Raw genomic sequence first — 19,949 nt, forward strand, 5'->3', positions numbered from 1 at the left:
GAAGACCTAGACTGCCCGCGACATCAAGGGCGGCAAGGGAGCAGGTGTGACGGATCCATACGATATTCTCGGCGTTGAACGCGATGCGGACGAGGCGAAGCTGAAGGCGGCCTACCGGCGCCTGGCAAAGGTCGCCCATCCTGATTCGGGCGGCGATACGGAAGCCTTCGACAATCTGCAGAAAGCCTATGCGCTGCTTCTCGATCCGGTCCGCCGCAAGGTCTATGACGATACCGGCTATGACGTCGAGTTCGCCGATGCGGCCGAGCTGCAGGCGCTTGTGATGATCGAGAAGCTCGTGACCGACGCCGTGCTCGACGAGCGGGCGCCGGGCAGTTTCGACCCGGTCGCGGTGATGCAGGAAAGCCTCTCCGAGGAACTGCGCAAGGCGCGGTTCAGCAAGAGCGAGCTGGAACGCCACGCCTCGCGCGTCGGCCTGCATCTGGAGCGGTTGGAAAAGCAGTCCGGCCGTGATGTGCTCGCCCATATGTTCCGCGCCCGCATCGAAGCGATCTCCAAGGCGGTCGCGGAAACCGAGGCGAAGATCAAGGCGGCCGAACGCGCCGCCGACATGCTGAGCGGCTACGTCTACGATCTCGATCCGTCGTTGCTGCCGGAGGCTTCTGTGACCAATCTCGAATGGATCGAGACCTCCAGAAACCGCTCCACCGGCTGACGCAGCGCGCGCTAAAACCGTCGGTAGGACAGCTTCGGATACCAGTCCGGCGCCCGGCCTTCCGGCGTCGTGTCGATCAGCGTCCAGAGCGGCATCAGATCGGGCGCGCCGCGCGGGTCCTCGCCGGGATCAGCCGTCACGCCGCCCATTTCCTGGCTCCAGAAGTGGCGGATCGTGCCGTCGCGCCGCGTGAAGACGTTGTAGGCGGCGTCATCGCCGCCGCCTCTCCCTATGGCGTGATAGTCGCGGCTGTAATCGCCCGACGGATCGGAATAAAGCGGCAGGTGGTGCCAGCCGCGCTCCTTCTTGAACGCGAGCAGTCTGCCGATCGGCGAAAGCGCGACCACCGCAAGGGCGGCGCGCTGCTGGATATCCGGCACCTCGCCATCCCAGGCCGACAGCAGCGAGGTGCACATGGGGCATGGACGCTCGCGCTCCGGCCCGAACATGTAGCTATAGACGATCAGCGTCTCCTTGTCGGCAAAGAGCTCGCTGAGCGAGATCGGCCCGTCGGCACCTTCGAAGCGATAATCCTTCTTCACCTCGCCGCCCGGCGGCAGCGCCCGGCGCTGTCTTGCAACGCGCTCGATGTGCCGGCGCAATTCGATCTCTTCGGCAAGCAGCGCGTCGCGGGCACTGCGATATTCCTCGCTCTCATTGGGAAAACGGACGCCGTTTTTTGCCGCGAGTACGGCGGCGGGTACCAGCTGCTGATCATCCATCACATATCCTCCTTCTGTCGTCGCGCGTCTCGGGCGCTCAAAGGATGTGCCGCGATCGCAACGGATTTCCAGCACATCGTTAGGAAGACGATCCTCAGATGCGAAAATCGACAGGACCGGCGGGAAAAATCCGCCTTTGAGGAGGAATGGAACAGAAAACCACGCAAGCGACCGAAACGACCGGCATGAAGAACGTCATGCCGGTGCTACCTTTCGCGTGATGCGGTGCCGCTTGTCTGCTTTTCAGTGTTTGAGAACGACCTTCCCGGGAGCACCTGCCGCAACCGCGTTCTGGGCAAGGCCGATCTGCTCCAGGGTGAAGGTATGGGAAATCGGGATCACCAGGTCACCGCTGGCGGCGGACGCCAGAATAGAGTCGAGCATGGCCGCGTCGGTGCGATGATAGAGTTCGCGGATGATAACGCGGTTTCCGGCATTGGCGCCTTCCGGCACCGGAACGATGCTCGCAACTGTGCCGCGGTCGCGGACATAACCTATGAGGTTGCCGGCCACCGGGCCGGCCGTGCTGATCGCGTAGTCGAAACTCGGGCTTGCGGCGGGAACCGTGATGTCGAGTGCTTCGCCCGCCAGCCCCCGGCCTTCGTTCAGCCGCTCGGGCCGAACGCCCGCAACCGGCTGGGCGCCGATCTGCCTGAGGTATTGGATGGCGGACCGTCCGACCGTGCCGAGGCCGCCAGAAACGAGAACCCGGTCGCCGCCCTTGACGCCGAGCGCTTCGACGGTCTGCCGGCCGGTAAGACCTGCCTTGACCAGCGAGGCGCCCTGCTCGAAGCCGAGTGCGGCCGGCAGCCTTGCGATGGATGTCGAGGGAACAACACCATATTCCGCATGCGCGCCTCTGCCGTTTGCGGCAAAATCGGCGACCACCCGGTCGCCGACCGCAAAACCGGTCACACCTTCGCCGAGTGCCGAGATGGTGCCGGCGGCGTCACCTCCGAGCACGGCCGGCAGCGGAAGCGGGATGTACTGCGCCATGAAGCCCCGGCGGAGAATGAGATCGAAGGGGTTGACGGCGGATGCCTCTATCTTGATTAGGACTTCGCCCGGTCCGGGCTTCGGCGCTGGAATATCCGCGATTTCGAACTGATCGACATCACCATAGGATTTCAGAAGTGCCGCTTTCATTGCGCCTCCAGAATTTTTAGCGTTTCGTTTGCACCTATGCCCGGCTGCCGGGCACAGGCGATTCCCGGATGAGGCCGTCTTAAGCCGTGGCGGGAGGACGCGCGTTGTCGAGCGTCCAGGCTCCGCCGCCGGCAAAGGCGATGTAGAGGAAGATGAAGCAGAACAGGATGGCACCTTCGCCCATGTTCAGTGCCGGCCAGAAGCCATACGGCGTGTGGCCCATGAAGTAGGCGGCAGCCATTTCGCCCGAAGCGATGAATGCGGCGATGCGCGTTTGAAATCCGACGAGCATCAGAGCAGAGGTGATCACCTCGATTGCGCCTGCAACCAGAAGGAGGGCGGGCAGGGGATAGGGTACGCCTTGAATCGGACCCGGAAACTGCAGAAACTTCATTGTGGCATGTTCGAGGAAGAGTAAGGTCGCCATGATGCGCAGAAGTGCGAGAATGTATGGCGTCCATTTGCCGGTATTGATCATCGAGTTTCTCCAAAAAGGTTGATGGGAGGTCAGGCGGCGGAGGCCGCCTTCTGAGTTCCTGGTTTCTTTCCAGAGCCTTATCGGCGTGGCGAAGACGGCTTGAAGATTTCGCCGGTCATTGCGCATCTCCATGTGATTGGGGGCTTGAGGGGGCGCGGCCGAAACGGAAGCTCGATGCGGTGAGCCCGCCGGCAAAATCCTTCTGGTGATAGGTGGTGGCGCCGGCTTCGTTCTCGGCGGCGCCGACCACCACCATCAGCGGGATGAGGTGATCTTCGCGCGGATGCGCCGCCCGGGCGGCCGGCGCCTGCTGCCATTCGATCAGCCGCTCGGTACGCTTGTCGCAGGCTGTGTGAACTAGTGTTTCCTGAAGCCAGGCATCGAAGCGGCGGGACGGCTCATATCCGCCGGTGCCGCGCATGGCCGAAAGATTGTGATAGCTGAGACCGCTGCCGATGATCAGGACGCCCTCGTCACGCAAGGGCGCCAGCGCGCGGCCGACGCTGATGTGCAGCGCCGGATCATAACCCGCATCCAGCGAAAGCTGCACGACAGGGATGTTCTCTTCCGGATAGAGCGGCTTCATGATGCTGAACGTGCCGTGATCGTAACCACGCGTCGGATCGAGCGCCGCTTCGATACCGCTCGCCCGCAGCAGATGCTGAATGCGGTTTGCGAGATCAGGCGAACCGGGGGCATTGTAGGTGATGTGATAGAGGTGTTCGGGAAAGCCGTGATAGTCGTAGACCATGCCCGGCTTGACGCCCGACGATATGGCAAAACCTTCCTCTTCCCAGTGCCCCGAGATCACGAGGATCGCCTTCGGCGCATCACCGAGTTCAGCGCGCATGTCGACCAGCGACTGTTCGAGCACGTCGAAGTTGCGACGGAATTCGCCTGTCATGTAGGGCCAGGGACCACCGCCATGGCTGACGAAATAGGTCGGGAGTCGAGAATCTGTCACCGGAATTGTCCTTCGCATCATTGCCGCGAGCATTGGGGCAGCGCTTCGATAGGAAGATTTTGATTTTATCTCCATCATTGATCAATGTGGCAGATATTGAAGAACCATTTCCTGGATGTTGATGATCAATGGATACGTTGACGGGCCTGCGGGTATTTTGCACCGTCGCCGAACTGAAAAGCTTCACCGCTGCCGCCGATCGCCTGGGCGTTTCACCGGCAATGGCGAGCAAGCATGTGATGCAGCTCGAGAGCCGGCTGGGCACGCGGCTGCTCAACCGAACCAGCCGGCATGTCAGCCTGACGGAGACAGGGCGGCTTTATTTCAACCAGACCAGGGAGATGCTCGAACGGCTGGACGAGGTGGAAGCCGCGATCGGCAATGTGACGGTGGCTCCCCGCGGCATGCTGAAACTGAGCGCGCCGGTTTGGGCGGCAACCAGCTATTTTACCGACATGCTGGCAGCGTATAACCGGCGCTACCCCGACGTCTGCCTGGACTTGGATCTCAGTGGCCGGCTGGTGAACCTGGTTGACGAAGGTTTCGATCTGGCGCTGCGGGCAACGTCGCAGGACCGGCTCCATCCGGGCCTCGTCGCCCGCCCGCTGACGAATGTGCAGTTCCGGCTCATGGCCTCGCCGGATTATCTCGAGCGAACCGGGCGGCCCCGGAACGTCGGCGAGCTCAACGGCCACGCACTGCTTCGCTACTCCGGTGTCAATTCTGGGGAAAGCATGTCGCTGGAAGGTCCGGACGGACCACACAAGATCACCTTCCGCACGGTGATGCTGAGCGACAACGAGACAATCATGCACCTGGCGGCCCTGCGCGGCATGGGCCTCGCCTTCCTGCCGACATGGATGGCTGAACAGGATATCGAAGCCGGCCGGCTGGAGATCGTGCTGCCGGCCATTATGCTCGGCTTCAATAGCACGCTCTACGCCGTCTATCCGAGCCGCAAATATCTCTCGGCCAAGGTCCGTACCTTCATCGATTTTCTGACGGCGAGCACGCGGGAGATGGGATAATCCTCTCTCAGCGAGAAAACGCCGGCGCGAAAAAAATTCCACTTCAGAAGCCCGAAATCCGCCCGCTTCGGGATTCCGAAATTCGACGCCTTTTCAGCCATGTGCCCGTGGAAAAACATTGAACGATTTCAGCGATGCAGCCAATTCGGGATTCCAAAGTGCTCTATAGATTATGGTAGCAGTTGCTCGCTATCGCCACCAATGCAAACCCAAGCTGTGATTCCACGCGGCGTCGCAAAAGCAAAAAGGGCGCTCGACCCTTGCGGGGAGCGCCCTTATCCTGTCGGACAGCGAACAGCTCGACGACGTCGATACCGGGCGCATCCATTTTTCAGGCAGGCCCGCTATATGGACGCTCGCATTGGTCATTTCAAGGGGTCTTTTGCATCTTCGTTGGAGCGGCTGCTAAAGGGCGACGCCGGTCACGGGATTGACCACCGGCCGCTCGCTTTTGTCGCCCTCCCCAGCCGGTTGCACGGTCGGCGGCGCCATCGATTCGGCGTCGGCGGGTTCCGGCTTGCCGGGAACCACATTGACGTCCTTGGGACGGCGCTGCTCGGGCTTTACGTTTTCATCATTCGTCGACATTGTCTGTCTCCTTTCCAGGGAAGAAGTCCGGGCTGCCGACATGGTTCCGGCGGCGGATGGAGGATTGCCGATGCTCGAGAGATTTTTGCTGCAGGGGCCGCAGGATGCGCGATACACCATCCTTCTTGCCCATGGCGCCGGCGCGCCGATGGATTCGGCCTCCATGTCGGCGGCGGCCGACGCCCTTGCCGGCGTCGGCTTCCGCGTCGCCAGGTTCGAATTCGCCTATATGGCCGCCCGCCGCACGGCGGAAGGCCGCAAGCCGCCGCCGCGCGCCGAAACGCTCAATCCCGAATATGAGGCGGCGATTGCTGAGCTTAACGCCGCCCGCGGCCCTCTCATCATCGGCGGCAAGTCGATGGGCGGACGGGTTGCGAGCATGGTCGCCGACGGTCTCTTCGACAGGGGAAAGATCAGCGGCCTGCTCTGCCTCGGCTATCCCTTTCATCCGCCCGGCCAGCCGGAAAAGCTGCGCACCGGCCACCTCACAAAGCTCGCGACACCCACACTCATCTGCCAGGGAACGCGCGACGAATTCGGCACGAAGGACGAGGTGCCGGGCTACGATCTCTCCGACCGGATCGAGATCCTCTGGCTCGAGGACGGCGATCACGACCTGAGACCGCGCAAGAAAATCTCCGGCTTCTCCGCCGCCGACCACCTCGCCACGATGGCGAAGGCGGCCAAGGTGTGGGCCGAACGCCTGCCGGTTTAGGCGCCCCGCTTGGGCGGTCGCCGCCGGGTAGAAAGCGTGCGGACATCGATGCGCCGCTCGGCGGCGAAAACGGTGATCTCGAAATGATCGGCCTGCACCACATCGCGGATATTCCTCGGACGGTGCGCCGCGACGTTCACTCCGCCGCTCAGGCGCACACTGTCATAGAGGATGCCGGCGCCGCCGCTGGCACGCACCTGTTCGCCGAGTACCTGCGATGCAGCATAGCTCGTACCGTCATAGATATCGGGCCGCAGCGCCTGCTCGCCGCGAATGTCGAGGTAATTGCCGGCCAGCGTGGCCGAATAGCTTCGATAGGTGCGCGCCATCGTCGCCACCCCACGCGCCACGGCTTCGCGCCGGAGATGATGGCCGACCTCGGCGGCGGCTGTCTTCAGATTGTCGGCGGCATACCAGGCGCCGAGATCGGGGCCATTGAACCGCATGCCGCCGGCTGCGACATGCAGGAATGCCGCCATCACGATGCTGGCATTGGGCGTGCCGTAAACCCATTCGTTTTCGGGAAGCCGCCGGATGCGGTCGGCCACGAGCCGGTCATTGGTCCATCCGACAAGTTCCATGACGGCTTCGAGATCGGCCGCCCTCGCCACAGTATCGAAGAGACCGATCGGCGGAAATTGCGACGGGATCAGCCGGTAGGACGGTCGCGGCGCCTCGGCGAAACCGTCGCTCACTGGAAGACGATGTCCGCGTCTTCGTAGGGCGTGAATGCCTCGTCGAGCCGGTTCGGCGGCATATAGAGCCCGCCGCGCGCGCCGTCGAGAAACCGGCGCACAGTTATCAGGCCGTCCTGGGTGCCGCTTGTGACGATATCGAGAGGCGGCTGGCCGCCGAAGACAGGCGCCTGATGCGGCGTTCGCAGCCAGGCGACGCCGGCGCGTTCATCGGAAAACAGGACGCCGAGCGCCTGATGGATGCCGAGCACGGCGGAGATCCGGGTCAGCGTATCGACATCGAGGGTGAAAGCGCCGTGCTCACGCGCCTGCTTGGCCCAGCTGTGATAGGTCGAGCGGGAGGGATAGCCGAGCACGAGCAGACGCTGTTCTTCGCTCAAACCCCAGAGATCGGCGATCGCCAGGAAGGTCCGCAAAGCCGGCGGGCTCAGCCGCCTTCGATTTGCCGGCGCAAACCGCTCCGTTTCCAGCCGCTCCGGCTCCTGCTCCCTGCGTCTTGCCTGCTGCATAGCGTTCTCCTGTCTTTAACTAGATTTAGTCCAAATCTGGGCATCCGGCAAGCAAATTGGAAGTGGGGCTTCAGGAAAGCTCCGAGGCCGCCTCGCGGATCGTCTGCATCAGGATCGATTGCGGCGCCGACGGCACGGCATCGGCGCGCACCGTCAGGCCCACCGGCCCCTTCGTTTCACCGGTGTCGATCGGCAGCAGCGCCAGCCGCCCATCGGCGACATCGCCGGCTACCACGCCATTGGAAATGATCCAGATGGCGTCGCTTGTCTTGAGAAAGGCGCGACCGAAGGAATCCGACACCGTCTCGATCTGGTTCGGCAGGCTGGAGATACCGTTGGCAATGAGGAAATTTTCGACGACCGGCCGGATGATCGAGCCGCGCGTCGGCATCAGCACGGTATAGTCGCCAAAGCCCGAAAACAGCGATTGCCGGCCGTTCAGCAGAGGATGGCCGGGGCGCACGGCAAACACCACCTGCTCGGAATAGAGATGTTCGAAGGAGAAGCCTGCCATTTTCTCCGCGCCGGCCAGACGGCCGACCACGAGGTCGAGGTCGCCGACGCGAAGCTCCTCCAGCAGCACGGCGTTTTCGCCGGTGACGATCTTCACCCGGCTCCGGGTATTTTCATTGAGGAAGAGTTCCATCGCCCGCGGCATGATCCGCGACGACACCGTCGGCAGGGCGCCGATCCGGATCGGCGGCGCATCGGCGAACTGCTCCTGCGAGACGGAATCGAGACCCTGGCGCAGCGCCGTCAGCGCGGCGCCTGCATGCCGCAAGAAAACCTCGCCGTAACGGGTGATCTTGATGCCGCGGCCATCGCGCTCGAAGACGGCAACACCCAGCACCTCTTCCAGTTCGCGGATCGTCTTCGTCACCGCCGGCTGGCTGACATGCAGCAACTCCGCCGCCTTCATGACGCTCTTCTGCCGCGCCACCTCGACAAAGGTCTGCAGATGACGAAACTTGACGCGGCTGTCGATCATTCCATAACTCCCGGGTTATCGAGATGCCTGAAAATATCATTTTACTTAACCGGATCAACCATTCAGTTTTGCGCCAAGAGATGGTGGCGAGTTGACGAGAAGGGGCAATCGGTCATCCTCGGCCCTGACCCGCGGCTGGTGGTGCCGTGTGGATGCTCGGGCCAGGGCCGAGCATGACGGAGGGGCGGGAATGGCTGCCCCTCACCCTAACCCTCTCCCCGCAGGCGGGGCGAAGGGACGTGCCAAACGCGGCATCGAGGTTGAGGGAGACGGTGCGGCAGATCCCTTCTCCCCGCACGCGGGGGTCCGAAGGACGGGACGAGACGCGTGGCTCGACCCAGGCAGAGGTGGCGGCAGCCGGATGAGGGGCTACAGGCTGAGCTCATGATGACGGAGGAAGCGACGTGCAGTTCGCCCGCATAAACGACGTGACGATCCACTATCAGCTTATCGGCGCTCCCGCCAACCGGCCGGTGATCGTCTTCGTCAATTCGCTCGGAACGGATTTCCGCATCTGGCGCGATGTCGTCGTACGGCTTGCCGGCGACTATGCGGTCGTGCTGTACGACAAGCGCGGCCACGGCCTTTCCGATGTCGGCCAGCTCCCCTCATCGATCGAGGATCATGCGACCGATCTTGCCGGCCTGCTCGACCTGCTCTCGGTCAAGGATGCCGTCATCTGTGGCCTCTCGGTGGGCGGGCTCATCGCTCAGTCGCTCGTTCAGCACCGGCCGGATCTCGTCGGCGCCCTCATCCTTTGCGACACCGCCCACAAGATCGGCACGGCAGAGAGCTGGAACGCCCGCATTGCCGCCGTCAAGAAAGATGGCCTCGGCAGCATCGTCGACGCCGTCATGGAGCGCTGGTTCACGCCGGCCTTCCGACGGCCCGAAAACACCGCCTATTCCGGCTATTGCAACATGCTGACGCGCCAGCCCGTGGAGGGTTATCTCGCCGCCTGTGAGGCGATCCGCGACTCGGATTTCACCGAGGCCGCGAAGTCGATCGCTGTGCCGACAATCTGCATCGTCGGCGACCAGGACGGCTCGACACCGCCCGATCTGGTACTCTCCACGGCGCGGCTGATCCCTGGCGCTCGTTACGAAGTCATCCGCGATTGCGCGCATATTCCCTGTGTTGAGCAGCCGGAGGCGCTGACGGCGATCATCCGCGCCTTCCTCACCTCTATTTCGCCTGGAGAAAGCAGCCCATGAACGAAACAGCCTCCTCCTCCGAACGCTATCGGCAAGGCATAGCGACCCGTCGCGCCGTGCTCGGCGACGCCCATGTCGAGCGCGCCATAGCGGCAACGACGGAGTTCGACCGCCCCTTCCAGGAGCTGATCACCGAAGCCGCCTGGGGCCATGTCTGGTCGCGCCCGGCGCTGACGAGGCGCGAGCGTTCGATCGTCACCATCGCGCTGCTGGCCGCACTCGGCCAGGACGATGAGGTCGCCATGCATGTGCGTGCCACCGCCAATACGGGTGCGACCCGGGAGGATATCTGCGAGGCGCTGTTACATGTGGCGATCTATGCCGGCGTTCCCGCCGCCAACCACGCGATCAAGATTGCCAAGCAGGCCTTTGCACAGATGGACGCCGAGAAAGCGGCCTGAGGGGGAGAAATGTCCGAACGAGCAAACAACAAGCCGGAGACCGGCGCCTTCTTCGCCCGCGACCGCGCCTGGCACGCGCCGGCGCTGACCCCCGGCTACAAAACCTCGGTGCTGCGCGCGCCGCAGCGCGCGCTGCTGTCACTCGACGGCACGATCTCCGAAACGACAGGCCCGGTCTTCGGCCATTCAATCATCGGCGAGCTCGACAACGACCTGATACTGAACTATGCGCGGCCGGGCGAAAGCGCCATCGGCGAACGCATCATCGTCCATGGCCGCGTGCTCGACGAACGGGCCAAGCCGGTGGCCGGCGCCCTGGTCGAATTCTGGCAGGCCAATGCCGGAGGGCGCTATCGCCACAAGAAGGAAACCTATCTCGCGGCAATCGACCCGAATTTCGGCGGCTGCGGCCGTGCCATCACCGACGAGGAAGGCCGCTACCATTTCCGCACCGTCCGGCCCGGCGCCTATCCCTGGCCGAACGGCGTCAACGACTGGCGCCCCGCCCATATTCACTTCTCGATCTTCGGCCACGGCTTTGCCCAGCGCCTGATCACCCAGATGTATTTCGAGGGCGACCCGATGATCTGGAAATGTCCGATCGTCGGTACGATCCCCGACAAGGCGGCGATCGAGCAACTGATCGCACCGCTTGACTGGGGCAATACGATTCCGATGGATTCACGCGCCTACAAATTCGATATCGTGCTGCGCGGCCGCCGCTCGACGATGTTCGAAAACAGGCTGGAGGGCAACTGACCATGCAGCAGCTCGGCTATCTCAAGGAAACCCCGTCGCAGACCGCCGGTCCCTATGTGCATATCGGCCTGACGCCGAATTTCTGCGACATCACAGGCGTCTACGACAACGATCTCGGGAGCGTGATGCTCAACGACAAGACGCTCGGCGAACGCATCACCGTCACCGGCCGCATCTTCGACGGCGCGGACGCGCTGGTGCGCGATGCCGTCGTCGAGATCTGGCAGGCCGACAGCGCCGGCCTTTACAACAGTCCCTCGGAAATGCGCGGCGCCGCCGACCCGAACTTCGCCGGCTGGGGCCGCTGCCCGACCCGGGCCGACGACGGCGTCTACAGCTTCGAAACCATCAAGCCCGGGTGGGTCCCCTTCAAGGACGGTCGCAGACAGGCGCCGCACATCACCTTCTGGATCGTCGCCCGCGGCATCAATATCGGCCTGCATACGCGGATGTATTTTCCGGAAGAGGCCGAAGCCAACGCCAGCGACCCGCTGCTTGCCCGCATCGAACATCGCGAACGCGTTGCCACCATGGTCGCCACCCGCGATAGCGCAACCTGCCGTTTCGACATCCATCTGCAGGGGCCGAAGGAGACGGTGTTTTTGGATATTTGAGGGTGTGCCGGCTGCTTGTCGGAGGATTTCGCGCAAGCAGCCCCCTCACCCTGCCCTCTCCCCGAGGGGAGAGGGGAACAGTGCCACGCGAGAGAACCTGCCCATAAGGCGCCGACGCCGCCTCTTTCCCTTCTCCACTCGGGGGTCCGAAGGACGGGTCGAGACCAGTGGCTCGACCCCGGGGTGGCGGCAGCCGGATGAGGGGGCCACCACCACAAACGAGCAAACCATGACCGCATCGCCCTTCGACCACCCCTTCCTCTCCGGCCTTGTCGGCGACGACGAAATCGCGCCCTATTTTTCCGCCGAAGCCGATATTCGGGCCATGCTCTCCTTCGAGGCGGCACTCGCCAGGGCCGAAGCCGCGCACGGCCTCATTCCCGGCGAGGCAGCAAGGAAGATTGCCGAAGCCTGCGCCGATTTTTCTCCAGATCTTGCCAGCCTTCGCGCGGCAACGGCGAAAGACGGGGTCGTCGTCCCCGACGTCGTCAAGCAGCTGCGCGCCAAGGTCGGCGAGGAAGCGGGCAGAAACCTGCATCTCGGCGCCACCAGCCAGGACGTCATCGACACCAGCCTGATGATCCGCCTCAAAGCGGTGGTCTTCCTGTTTGCCGGCCGACTTTCCGCCATCCTCGCAGCGCTCGACGGGCTCGACCGGCAGTTCGGCCGCAACCGCCTGATGGGCCACACCCGCATGCAGGCGGCGATCGCCATCAGCGTCTCCGACCGTCTCAATGCCTGGCGCACGCCGCTCGCGACCTATCGCGACCGCCTGACCGAGCAGAGCTTCCCCGTCCAGTTGGGCGGTGCTGCCGGCACGCTCGACAAGCTTGGGCCACAGGCCGCCGCCGTCCGCGCTTCGCTCGCCCAGGAGCTCGGCCTCACCGACATCAGGCAATGGCAGAGCGCGCGTCTGCCGATCGCCGATATCGCCGGCCTGTTCGCTTCGATTTCGGGCAGCCTCGGCAAGATGGGACAGGATATCGCGCTGCTTGCCGAGATGGGCGGCGAGATCGAAATTTCAGGCGGCGGCACCTCCTCGGCCATGGCGCACAAGCAGAACCCGGTTGCCGCGGAAGTTCTGGTCTCGCTCGCCCGCTTCAACGCCACGGCGCTCTCGGGTATCCACCAGTCTCTTGTCCATGAACAGGAGCGCTCGGGGGCGGCCTGGACGCTCGAGTGGCTGCTCCTGCCGCAGATGGCCATGGCAACCGCCACCAGCCTGCGGCTTGCCGGAGGACTGATAGGAAATATCAAGCAGCTTGGGACGGCTTGAGATCGCAGCTGCGGCCAGCGCTGTGGCAAGCCGCGCGGCAGGGTTCCAGCGCGAGAGCGGGCATTTGCTTTTTCGATCGCGCGCAACCATCTAATAGGCATGACTTGCGGAAAACGCCCTGCCCGCGCAGCCCATTTACCGAAAACCAACCATACTGGGTTGCTTTCCGAAGCGAAAGCCGATTGCTTAGGAGAATATACTTCTTCTTCCGCTACCGGTTAGGAGAATGAAAGGGGGCGCAGGCAAACTCGTGGAATTCTGCTGCTTCGCATCGGGATAAACTATGATTACGATGGCGATGCGGGAAGGCCGGTTTGAAAAACGATGACGACAGAACTGTTTCAGATAAAATTTTGGGGCGTCCGCGGCAGTATTCCCGTATCGGGCCCCGAGTTCGATCGCTACGGCGGTAACACTTCCTGCATCGAGATTCGCTGCGGAAAACATCGGTTGCTTTTCGACGCAGGTTCGGGCCTGCGCGAGGCGGGGCTGTCGCTGCTTGCCGACGGCGTCAGCGACGTGGACCTGTTCTTCAGCCACTGCCATTACGACCACATCATCGGCCTGCCCTTCTTCAAGGCGATCTATTATCCCTCAATCAACGTCAACATCTGGTCCGGGCACCTCGACGGCAAGATGAGCACGCGGGAAATGGTCGAGCAGTTCATCAGCCCGCCCTGGTTTCCGGTCAAGACCGACATCTGTCAGGCGACGATGAACTTCCGCGATTTCCACTCCGGCCAGGTTCTGACCCCGCATGAGGGCATCGAGATCAAGACGTTCACGTTGAACCATCCGGGCGGCGCCATCGGTTACCGCATCGAATGGCGGGGTCGTTCGATCGCTCTGATCTACGATATCGAGCATATTCCCGGCAGTTATGATCCGGTCTCACTGGAGATGATGCAGGACGCCGATCTCGTCGTCTACGATTGCACCTACAATGAAGATGAGATGCAGCGCTTCAAGGGCTTCGGCCATTCGACCTGGGAGCACGGCACCGAGCTGGCCAAAATGGCGGGCGCCAAGCGCTTCGCCCTGTTCCACCACGCCCCCTCCCGCACGGACGAACAACTGGCCGAAATGGAAGCACAGGCTGAGGCCGCCTTCCCCGGCGCCTTCGCCGCCCGCGACAACCAGACCGTGGTGATTTAGGGGTGCCGGCGCACGCTGGCGCCGGCCCGTTCGCAACTTGCTGACGGAACAGATGCCGGGTCCGACCGTTTCCCCGGCAGCGCAAGATCGATGAAACGGGGTACCAGCCATGACCGTGCTCTCCGGACAATGCCTTTGCGGGCAGGTGAAACTTTCTGTTCGTGGCGAACCGTTGCGCGTCGGCATTTGTCACTGTACCGACTGCCGAAAGGAAAGCGGTTCGGCCTTTACCTTTTACGGCGTCTGGCCCGCCGGCCAATTTGAACATTCCGGCGAAACCGGCGAATTCCACGGCCGGCGCTTCTGCGCCGGATGCGGTTCGCGGCTGTTTTCCGCCGATGACCAGGAGGCGGAGATCAAGCTCGGCATCCTCTCGCAGGCGCCGACGCCGCTGGCGCCGCGCTACGAACTCTGGATCAAACGCCGCGAGGCATGGCTGCGGCCCGTGGAGGGCGCCGAGCAGTACCAGGAGGACCGAACGTGAATCTGGCCACGCTCGTCCGACATCACATCACCACCGTTGCAGGTATCGAGATTTTTTACCGTGAGGCGGGCCCGAAGGAGGCGCCGGTACTGCTGCTGCCGCACGGCTATCCCTGCTCGTCTTACGAGTTTCGTAATCTCATGCCGCGCCTTGCCGACCGCTGGCGGCTGATCGCCCCGGATTTCCCCGGCGCGGGCTACAGCGGCACACCCGACGATTTCGACTACAGCTTCGATGGTTATGCCGCCTGGCTGGAAGCTTTTGTCGGGGCGCTCGAGATCGACCGTTTCGCGCTCTATCTTCACGATTTCGGCTCACCGATCGGAGCGCGGCTGGCAATCAGAAATCCCAGCCGCATCGCGGCGCTGATCATCCAGAATGGCGATATCCCCTATGAGGATGCGCTTGGCCCGAAATATGCCGATATCGAGGCGACGTGGGCGCTGCCGCGCGCGGAGATGAGGAAAGCGCTGGCGCAAGCGATCAGCGAGGAGACCTTCCGGGAGGAATTTCTCAACGACCTGCCGCCGCCCCTGGCCGACACAATCCCGCCGGATCTCTGGCGGCTGCACTGGTCGCTGATCACGCCGCGGCGCAAGGAAATCGCTATCGACCTGATCGCCGGATTGAAGGAGAACCGCGCCTGGTTCCCAGAGCACCGGAAATATCTCAGAGAGTACCGGCCGCCGACCCTGATCGTCTGGGGGCCAAACGACCACTATATGCCGGAAAAGTCGGCACGCGCCTATCTCCGCGATCTGCCGGAGGCCGAACTGCATCTGCTCGACGGCGGGCATTGGCCGCTCGAGACGCATCTGAATGAGGTCACAGAACTGGTGCGGGACTTCCTCGGGCGCGTTCACGCAGTCTGATCGATAGCCTGATCTTGCAGGAGTTCTGGCGCCGACGACCAAGAGACGGCAGGGTGGTGGGCCGTCACCGCAAACAAGTCCGACAGGAAATCCCAGGCGGCCGTATCATGAACCAGATGGTGGCTGAGCACGCCAATCGGCTCGTCATTGCCGGCAAACCGGTCGCGGAGTTCGGCAACCAGTTCGGCCACCAGTTCCTCCGCGCTGCGGCCGCCGCGCGTGCCGTGCCAGTCGATGATATCGACATGGGTGTTGAGAAGCGGGATCGGCCCGCCCTCCTTTGCCCGCCCGTAAACCGAGAGCGCCGCAAAGCCGACTTCGGGCAATGCCGGGATGAGCGCGGCGTCGATCCGGTTCCACGGCGGCACCAGCACCGGCAGGAAGCGGGCGGGATGGAGCCGCTTCAGGCGCTGCAATCCTTCACGCAACTCGCTGAGCACCTCCTCGGGCGGCCGTTCGCCGCCGAGTTCCCGCTTCTTGCGCTCAGGCCCGGCGTGGTTGGTGTGCGACCAGCCATGCACAGCGACAGCGACGCCCGCTTCCGTCGCCAGCCGCGCAGCCAAGTCCTCGCCGGTCAGGGCAGGAATAACGGCAAGGGTCAACGGAATCCCGTTCTCGGCGGTCAGCGCCAGCAGCCGCTCCAGATCGGGCGTCGGCTCGACGGCGTCGTCGTCGCGCAGCCAGAATCGCGCCACGCGGCCGGCGGCTCGCCAGTGGTCGAGCTCCCGGCGCAGCGGTTCCCAGTTCATCCCTTGGCTCATCATCTCACTCCTGTTCCTGCGCCTTGCGCAAAATCTCGTCCAGAACGCGGGCAGCCACCGCGAGCGAGCGCTCCTCGAGCACGAAGCGCCGCGCTGCCTGCCCCATCGCGTCGCGTTTCCGCCCGTCGCCGAGCAGGGCCGCGATGGCCCCGGCATAGGCGGCGACATCGCCCTCCGGCGTCAGCAGGCCGGTGACGCCGGCCTCGACCACGGCGGGCACGCCCGCCGTTTGCTGCGCCACGACAGGTAGGCCGGCGGCCTGGGCTTCGAGATAGGCAAGGCCATAGGCCTCGCCGCAGCCGGGCCAGACATAAATGCCGCCACGCGCGAGCAGGCCGGCGATCTCGGTCTCGCTCCGCTCGCCCAGCCATTCGATGCGGCCGGGAAAGCCGGCAAACAGCCCCTCCACCTCTCGGCGCATCGGCCCGTCGCCGATGACCGAAAGGGTCCATGGCTTGTTTTCAATCAGCCGCAATGCTTTTGCGAGCATCGCGTAGCTTTCCATCTTGTCGCCGGCCCGCATCATCGCGACGGTCATCAGCCAGCTGGGATCGGGCGCCGGAGACACGGCCTCGAACAGCGCCGAACCGATGAACGGCTTGAGAGCCGCAAGCCGCGCCTGCGGAAAGGCGGCTGATAGTCCGGCCCGATCACGCTCGGTGAAGCTGATATTGACCGCCGCCTGCATGACCGCCTCCCCCACGCGCTTCTGCCGGTCGGCCCAATCCGTCCGATCGCGTTTTGCTGCATAGGAGGCTTCGGCGGTGACATAGGGAATAGCCAATTCGGCGGCGATCGCCGGTCCGAAGGGATCGGGCGATTTATAATAGGGATGATAGCAGAACCAGATATCCGGCCGCGCCTCTTCTTGCCATTTCTCCCGCAAACGCGCCATTTCGGCAGAGATGGCGGGTTCGAGCGCTGCCGCCGCCTCCGGTGTCGGGGCATAAGTGCGGAATTCGGAAACGATCTCGACTTGATGCCCGGCAAGCTCCAATGCCCGGATCAGCAGCCGCGCCATCAGCCGGTCGCCCGAAGGCACCGGGTGGTTCGGCGATTTCATCGGCGCATAGAAGGCGACCCGCATGCGCATCCCTCGCATAGACACACTGTTCCAATCGGCATTCACAAGCGAATTCATAACCAAATCAGGCACATGCAGCACGCGGTCGCGTTGAAACTGTCCCATGGTGTGCGGCATCGTGACCGGCGGCGAAAAAATCCCTTATTGCCGCCTTCCCGAAAACTTGCGCATAAGCATATGCAATGTGATCGCAATGGAAGCAATTCCGCCTCTTTCCCCATCTCTATGGGCCTGCGATTGCATCGACAAGAACGGGAATGAATGACGACGGCCTCGGTCACAGGGATTTTTTCGGAGCGCTCGATCAGAAGGGCAAGGCTCGGTTCGGGGCTGGTTATTTTCGTCTTCGTTCTCTTGCACTTGTCGAACCATGCACTCGGACTCGTTTCGATCGCCGCGGCCGATAAGGCCCGCCATCTTTTCCTGGCAATCTGGCGCAATCCCCCCGGCACCGTCCTGTTTTACGGATCAGTCCTCGTCCATATGACCCTGGTGCTGCGCGCCATCTACATTAGGCGCCGCCTGGTCATGCCGAAGGGGGAAGCAGCCCAGATGGTGCTCGGCCTGCTGATCCCGCTGCTTCTAATCGATCACGTCATCGGCACCCGCATTGCCCATGAACTCTATGGCTATATCGACAATTACGAGACGATCGTCGGCATGTTATGGCTGCGGACGCCGGCGACGGGCGTGCGCCAGGCATTCGGCCTGGTCGCGGTGTGGATCCACGGCTGCATCGGCATCCATTACTGGCTGCGTTACCGCCCCTGGTACGGCGGTTTCGCACCGCTGCTGCTGGCGCTGGCGATCCTTGCGCCGGTGCTGTCGCTGCTCGGTTTCGTCGAAATGGGCCGCACGCTTGCCGACCCCGCCTATCAACTGACCTCCATCGAGCCTTACGCAACGACCGTGAATTCCCACTATGTCTCCGACCCCGAGATCCGCAGCCAGATCGCCATGGTTCGCGCCGGGCTCTATGGCGCCTTCTCGGCCTCGCTGATCATCGTCGTTGCCGCCCGCACACAGCGCAGGCTGAAGGAGCGTCTCGATCAGGTCGCGGTGCACTATCCGGGCGGCGAAGTGATCCGCGTGCCGCGTGGGTTCACGGTGCTGGAGGCGAGCCGGCTCGGCGGTCTGCCGCATTATTCGGTCTGCGGCGGCAAGGGCCAGTGCTCCACCTGCCGGGTACAGATTCTTGGTGATTACCAGACGCTGCCGCCGCCCGACAAGCTGGAACAGACGACACTGAAACGCATCAATGCCGGCCCTGATGTCCGCCTCGCCTGCCAGCTTCGGCCGAATACCGATGTCTCGGTCGCGCCCCTTCTCGTGCCGGCCGTCGAGGCGGCTCTTCCCGCCAACAGCCAGGAGACGAGCCCCGGCCGTGAGCGTGAAATCGTCGTGCTCTTCGTCGATATCCGTCATTTCACCACGCTGACGGAAACGCGCCTGCCCTTCGACGTCGTCTTCCTGCTGAACCGCTATTTCGCCATCATCGGCAAGGCGGTGGAGCAGGCGGGCGGCCGGCTCGACAAATTCATCGGCGACGGCGCCATGGCGCTCTTCGGCCTCAACGCCGCGCCGGAGGAGGCCTGCCGCCAAGCGCTCGACGCGGCGGCGGCAATCAACATCGGGATCGACAAACTCGCCGCCGAACTGGCCGAAGAGCTGACGCTGCCGCTGCGGATCGCCATCGGCATCCACACCGGCCCGGCCGTCATCGGCACGATGGGCTACGGCCGGGTGCGCAGCATGACGGCGATTGGGGATACGGTGAACGTCGCGAGCCGACTGGAAAGTGCGGCCAAGGAATTCGACGCGGCGATCGTCTTCTCCGAGCCGGTGGCCAGGCTTGCCGGCGCCGATCTTGACGACATCCAAAGCCGTCAAATCAGCGTGCGCGGCCGCGCCCTGCCCTTGAAAGTCTATGTCGTTCCGAGAGAGAAAGCGGCAGAACCGCTCAAAGGAAAAGCCTGATGCACGGCAAGCCCTGGCTCACCGCCAAATATTGGAGCCGCCGGTTGCGCAAGGCGCGCAATAGAGTCGCCTCGCGCTTCTTCGACACCCGCCTCGGCCGCCGGCTGCTGATCGAGAATATCGGCCCGCGCGTCGTCTCGATGACGGTCGATGCCGGTGATCATCTGATGACCTTCTCGCCTTCCGACTATATCGGCCGAAAGGTCTTCCGGAAGGGCCATTTCGAGCGCGACGCCGTCGACCGGTTGATCGCCATCCTGCGCGAGCGCGGCCTGCTCAGGAAGGATGCGACGCTGCTCGAGATCGGCGGCAATATTGGCACCCAGACGGTTTATTTCGCCTTGAGCGGCACCTATGCCAAGATCGTCAGCGTCGAGCCCGATCCGCGCAATTTCCCGCTGCTTGAACTGAACATCCGCCAGAACCGGCTGGAGGAGAAGGTCCGCCTCGTCAACTGCGCCGCCGGCGAGCACGCAGGCGAGATCGACTTTTTCCTGAACCTCAACAATCACGGCAAGAGCAGCGCCATCCGCCAGGGCTCTAGCTGTGGAGCCTCAACAGGTTGTCCTGGGTAAGAGCGAGCCTAGTGATTGGTGGTTTTGAGTTTAGACTTCCGTGAGGCCTGTGCCAATTGTAGCGATGAAGCCATCGTGGCAGTTCGGCGGCGCGCATGTCCGAGTTGGGATAGGCGACGGCGTAGGCCCACTCTCTGAGGGCGGTCTGGATGAAGCGTTCGGCCTTTCCGTTGGTTTTAGGCGTATATGGTCTGGTGCGGACGTGCTTGAGGCCGTTGTCGCGACAAGCTTGGCCGAATGGCTTTGATGTGTAGCAGGGACCATTGTC

23 protein-coding genes and 1 pseudogene are annotated in these 19,949 nt (G+C 63.3%); 13 read left to right on the forward strand and 11 right to left on the reverse strand.

The window, feature by feature from the left end; genetic code table 11:
* Nucleotides 1–46: 46 nt before the first annotated feature.
* Complete coding sequence (locus PH551_RS25880; RefSeq protein WP_011427926.1) at nucleotides 47–676, forward strand: J domain-containing protein; 630 nt, start codon at nucleotides 47–49, stop codon at nucleotides 674–676.
* A gap of 11 nt (nucleotides 677–687) precedes the next feature.
* Here the strand turns inward: PH551_RS25880 and PH551_RS25885 are convergent, their stop codons facing one another.
* From PH551_RS25885 to PH551_RS25900, 4 genes are all read right to left on the reverse strand, one after another.
* Nucleotides 688–1,398 (reverse strand): DUF899 family protein, encoded by a 711-nt coding sequence (locus PH551_RS25885; protein ID WP_285195567.1) that lies wholly within the window; start codon nucleotides 1,396–1,398, stop codon nucleotides 688–690.
* Between the two features lie 243 nt (nucleotides 1,399–1,641).
* A complete protein-coding gene (locus PH551_RS25890) occupies nucleotides 1,642–2,544 on the reverse strand; it encodes an NADP-dependent oxidoreductase (protein ID WP_097598829.1) in 903 nt (300 codons plus the stop codon).
* 79 nt (nucleotides 2,545–2,623) lie between these two features.
* Entirely contained in the window at nucleotides 2,624–3,022 is a 399-nt protein-coding gene (locus PH551_RS25895) for a DoxX family protein (protein WP_285195568.1), read from the reverse strand.
* A 115-nt stretch (nucleotides 3,023–3,137) separates the two neighbouring features.
* Complete coding sequence (locus PH551_RS25900) at nucleotides 3,138–3,986, reverse strand: DODA-type extradiol aromatic ring-opening family dioxygenase (RefSeq protein WP_285195569.1); 849 nt, start codon at nucleotides 3,984–3,986, stop codon at nucleotides 3,138–3,140.
* Nucleotides 3,987–4,114: 128 nt separating this feature from the next.
* Here PH551_RS25900 and PH551_RS25905 point away from each other — a divergent pair, with 128 nt between their 5' ends.
* Entirely contained in the window at nucleotides 4,115–5,014 is a 900-nt protein-coding gene (locus PH551_RS25905) for a LysR family transcriptional regulator (protein ID WP_285195570.1), read from the forward strand.
* 405 nt (nucleotides 5,015–5,419) lie between these two features.
* Here PH551_RS25905 and PH551_RS25910 read toward each other — a convergent pair whose 3' ends face one another.
* On the reverse strand, nucleotides 5,420–5,602 hold the full coding sequence (locus PH551_RS25910) for a hypothetical protein (protein ID WP_285195571.1): 183 nt from the start codon (nucleotides 5,600–5,602) through the stop codon (nucleotides 5,420–5,422).
* Nucleotides 5,603–5,672: 70 nt separating this feature from the next.
* On the opposite strand from PH551_RS25910, the gene PH551_RS25915 reads away from it, so the two are divergent.
* Nucleotides 5,673–6,317 carry an alpha/beta hydrolase family protein gene (locus tag PH551_RS25915; RefSeq protein WP_285195572.1) on the forward strand — a complete coding sequence of 215 codons (645 nt, stop codon included), beginning with the start codon at nucleotides 5,673–5,675 and terminating at the stop codon, nucleotides 6,315–6,317.
* Here PH551_RS25915 and PH551_RS25920 read toward each other — a convergent pair.
* From PH551_RS25920 to pcaQ, 3 genes are all read right to left on the reverse strand, one after another.
* Nucleotides 6,314–7,012 (reverse strand): RES family NAD+ phosphorylase, encoded by a 699-nt coding sequence (locus PH551_RS25920; protein WP_285195573.1) that lies wholly within the window; start codon nucleotides 7,010–7,012, stop codon nucleotides 6,314–6,316. The two genes, PH551_RS25915 and PH551_RS25920, sit on opposite strands and share 4 nt — an antisense overlap.
* Nucleotides 7,009–7,521, reverse strand: coding sequence for an MbcA/ParS/Xre antitoxin family protein (locus tag PH551_RS25925; RefSeq protein WP_285195574.1), 513 nt, complete (start codon nucleotides 7,519–7,521; stop codon nucleotides 7,009–7,011). Before PH551_RS25925 ends, PH551_RS25920 begins: the two co-directional genes overlap by 4 nt.
* 70 nt (nucleotides 7,522–7,591) lie before the next feature.
* Nucleotides 7,592–8,509, reverse strand: a complete 918-nt coding sequence (pcaQ, locus tag PH551_RS25930; protein WP_285195575.1) for a pca operon transcription factor PcaQ — start codon at nucleotides 8,507–8,509, stop codon at nucleotides 7,592–7,594.
* Nucleotides 8,510–8,913: 404 nt separating this feature from the next.
* Between pcaQ and pcaD the strand changes: the two genes are divergently transcribed.
* The 8 genes from pcaD (at nucleotide 8,914) to PH551_RS25970 (ending at nucleotide 15,284) form a co-directional block, all read left to right on the forward strand.
* Nucleotides 8,914–9,723: a 3-oxoadipate enol-lactonase gene (pcaD, locus tag PH551_RS25935; RefSeq protein ID WP_285195576.1), complete on the forward strand. Its 810-nt coding sequence runs from the start codon at nucleotides 8,914–8,916 to the stop codon at nucleotides 9,721–9,723.
* Nucleotides 9,720–10,124, forward strand: coding sequence for a 4-carboxymuconolactone decarboxylase (pcaC, locus tag PH551_RS25940; RefSeq protein WP_285195577.1), 405 nt, complete (start codon nucleotides 9,720–9,722; stop codon nucleotides 10,122–10,124). The genes pcaD and pcaC overlap by 4 nt, the downstream gene beginning before the upstream one ends.
* 9 nt (nucleotides 10,125–10,133) lie before the next feature.
* Nucleotides 10,134–10,883, forward strand: a complete 750-nt coding sequence (gene pcaH, locus PH551_RS25945) for a protocatechuate 3,4-dioxygenase subunit beta (RefSeq protein WP_183704506.1) — start codon at nucleotides 10,134–10,136, stop codon at nucleotides 10,881–10,883.
* Nucleotides 10,884–10,885: 2 nt separating this feature from the next.
* Entirely contained in the window at nucleotides 10,886–11,497 is a 612-nt protein-coding gene (gene pcaG, locus PH551_RS25950) for a protocatechuate 3,4-dioxygenase subunit alpha (RefSeq protein WP_285195578.1), read from the forward strand.
* A gap of 229 nt (nucleotides 11,498–11,726) precedes the next feature.
* Nucleotides 11,727–12,773, forward strand: coding sequence for a 3-carboxy-cis,cis-muconate cycloisomerase (locus PH551_RS25955; RefSeq protein ID WP_285195579.1), 1,047 nt, complete (start codon nucleotides 11,727–11,729; stop codon nucleotides 12,771–12,773).
* Nucleotides 12,774–13,097: 324 nt separating this feature from the next.
* A complete protein-coding gene (locus PH551_RS25960; RefSeq protein ID WP_285195580.1) occupies nucleotides 13,098–13,928 on the forward strand; it encodes an MBL fold metallo-hydrolase in 831 nt (276 codons plus the stop codon).
* A 109-nt stretch (nucleotides 13,929–14,037) separates the two neighbouring features.
* Complete coding sequence (locus tag PH551_RS25965; RefSeq protein ID WP_285195581.1) at nucleotides 14,038–14,412, forward strand: GFA family protein; 375 nt, start codon at nucleotides 14,038–14,040, stop codon at nucleotides 14,410–14,412.
* Complete coding sequence (locus PH551_RS25970; RefSeq protein ID WP_285195582.1) at nucleotides 14,361–15,284, forward strand: alpha/beta fold hydrolase; 924 nt, start codon at nucleotides 14,361–14,363, stop codon at nucleotides 15,282–15,284. Before PH551_RS25965 ends, PH551_RS25970 begins: the two co-directional genes overlap by 52 nt.
* On the opposite strand, the gene PH551_RS25975 is transcribed toward PH551_RS25970, so the two are convergent.
* Together PH551_RS25975 and PH551_RS25980 are read right to left on the reverse strand one after the other, a co-directional pair.
* Complete coding sequence (locus PH551_RS25975; protein WP_285195583.1) at nucleotides 15,272–16,045, reverse strand: polysaccharide deacetylase family protein; 774 nt, start codon at nucleotides 16,043–16,045, stop codon at nucleotides 15,272–15,274. The two genes, PH551_RS25970 and PH551_RS25975, sit on opposite strands and share 13 nt — an antisense overlap.
* A 4-nt stretch (nucleotides 16,046–16,049) precedes the next feature.
* Entirely contained in the window at nucleotides 16,050–17,132 is a 1,083-nt protein-coding gene (locus PH551_RS25980) for a glycosyltransferase family 4 protein (protein ID WP_285195584.1), read from the reverse strand.
* A 258-nt stretch (nucleotides 17,133–17,390) separates the two neighbouring features.
* Here PH551_RS25980 and PH551_RS25985 point away from each other — a divergent pair, with 258 nt between their 5' ends.
* Both PH551_RS25985 and PH551_RS25990 read left to right on the forward strand, forming a co-directional pair.
* On the forward strand, nucleotides 17,391–19,106 hold the full coding sequence (locus PH551_RS25985; protein ID WP_285195585.1) for an adenylate/guanylate cyclase domain-containing protein: 1,716 nt from the start codon (nucleotides 17,391–17,393) through the stop codon (nucleotides 19,104–19,106).
* Nucleotides 19,106–19,642 (forward strand): annotated as a pseudogene (locus tag PH551_RS25990) (FkbM family methyltransferase); the annotation flags it as partial. The gene PH551_RS25985 and the pseudogene PH551_RS25990, both read left to right, overlap by 1 nt.
* A 4-nt stretch (nucleotides 19,643–19,646) precedes the next feature.
* Here PH551_RS25990 and PH551_RS25995 read toward each other — a convergent pair.
* Nucleotides 19,647–19,949: integrase core domain-containing protein (locus tag PH551_RS25995; RefSeq protein WP_285195586.1), on the reverse strand; the 303-nt coding region annotated here is incomplete at its 5' end.

The sequence above is a fragment of the Rhizobium atlanticum genome (genome assembly GCF_030182485.1).
Taxonomy (GTDB): Bacteria; Pseudomonadota; Alphaproteobacteria; order Rhizobiales; family Rhizobiaceae; genus Rhizobium.

Excerpts from the sequence above, each read along its gene's own strand:
- PH551_RS25885 (WP_285195567.1), bottom strand. The coding sequence starts at position 1,398 with ATGGATGATCAGCAGCTGGTACCCGCCGCCGTACTCGCGGCAAAAAAC.
- PH551_RS25925 (WP_285195574.1), bottom strand. The coding sequence starts at position 7,521 with ATGCAGCAGGCAAGACGCAGGGAGCAGGAGCCGGAGCGGCTGGAAACG.
- PH551_RS25975 (WP_285195583.1), bottom strand. The coding sequence starts at position 16,045 with ATGAGCCAAGGGATGAACTGGGAACCGCTGCGCCGGGAGCTCGACCAC.
- pcaC (WP_285195577.1), top strand. The coding sequence starts at position 9,720 with ATGAACGAAACAGCCTCCTCCTCCGAACGCTATCGGCAAGGCATAGCG.
- PH551_RS25895 (WP_285195568.1), bottom strand. The coding sequence starts at position 3,022 with ATGATCAATACCGGCAAATGGACGCCATACATTCTCGCACTTCTGCGC.
- pcaH (WP_183704506.1), top strand. The coding sequence starts at position 10,134 with ATGTCCGAACGAGCAAACAACAAGCCGGAGACCGGCGCCTTCTTCGCC.
- PH551_RS25960 (WP_285195580.1), top strand. The coding sequence starts at position 13,098 with ATGACGACAGAACTGTTTCAGATAAAATTTTGGGGCGTCCGCGGCAGT.
- PH551_RS25980 (WP_285195584.1), bottom strand. The coding sequence starts at position 17,132 with ATGCGGGTCGCCTTCTATGCGCCGATGAAATCGCCGAACCACCCGGTG.
- PH551_RS25965 (WP_285195581.1), top strand. The coding sequence starts at position 14,038 with ATGACCGTGCTCTCCGGACAATGCCTTTGCGGGCAGGTGAAACTTTCT.
- pcaQ (WP_285195575.1), bottom strand. The coding sequence starts at position 8,509 with ATGATCGACAGCCGCGTCAAGTTTCGTCATCTGCAGACCTTTGTCGAG.
- PH551_RS25970 (WP_285195582.1), top strand. The coding sequence starts at position 14,361 with ATGGCTGCGGCCCGTGGAGGGCGCCGAGCAGTACCAGGAGGACCGAAC.
- PH551_RS25890 (WP_097598829.1), bottom strand. The coding sequence starts at position 2,544 with ATGAAAGCGGCACTTCTGAAATCCTATGGTGATGTCGATCAGTTCGAA.
- PH551_RS25915 (WP_285195572.1), top strand. The coding sequence starts at position 5,673 with ATGCTCGAGAGATTTTTGCTGCAGGGGCCGCAGGATGCGCGATACACC.
- PH551_RS25955 (WP_285195579.1), top strand. The coding sequence starts at position 11,727 with ATGACCGCATCGCCCTTCGACCACCCCTTCCTCTCCGGCCTTGTCGGC.
- pcaG (WP_285195578.1), top strand. The coding sequence starts at position 10,886 with ATGCAGCAGCTCGGCTATCTCAAGGAAACCCCGTCGCAGACCGCCGGT.
- PH551_RS25985 (WP_285195585.1), top strand. The coding sequence starts at position 17,391 with ATGACGACGGCCTCGGTCACAGGGATTTTTTCGGAGCGCTCGATCAGA.
- PH551_RS25910 (WP_285195571.1), bottom strand. The coding sequence starts at position 5,602 with ATGTCGACGAATGATGAAAACGTAAAGCCCGAGCAGCGCCGTCCCAAG.
- PH551_RS25905 (WP_285195570.1), top strand. The coding sequence starts at position 4,115 with ATGGATACGTTGACGGGCCTGCGGGTATTTTGCACCGTCGCCGAACTG.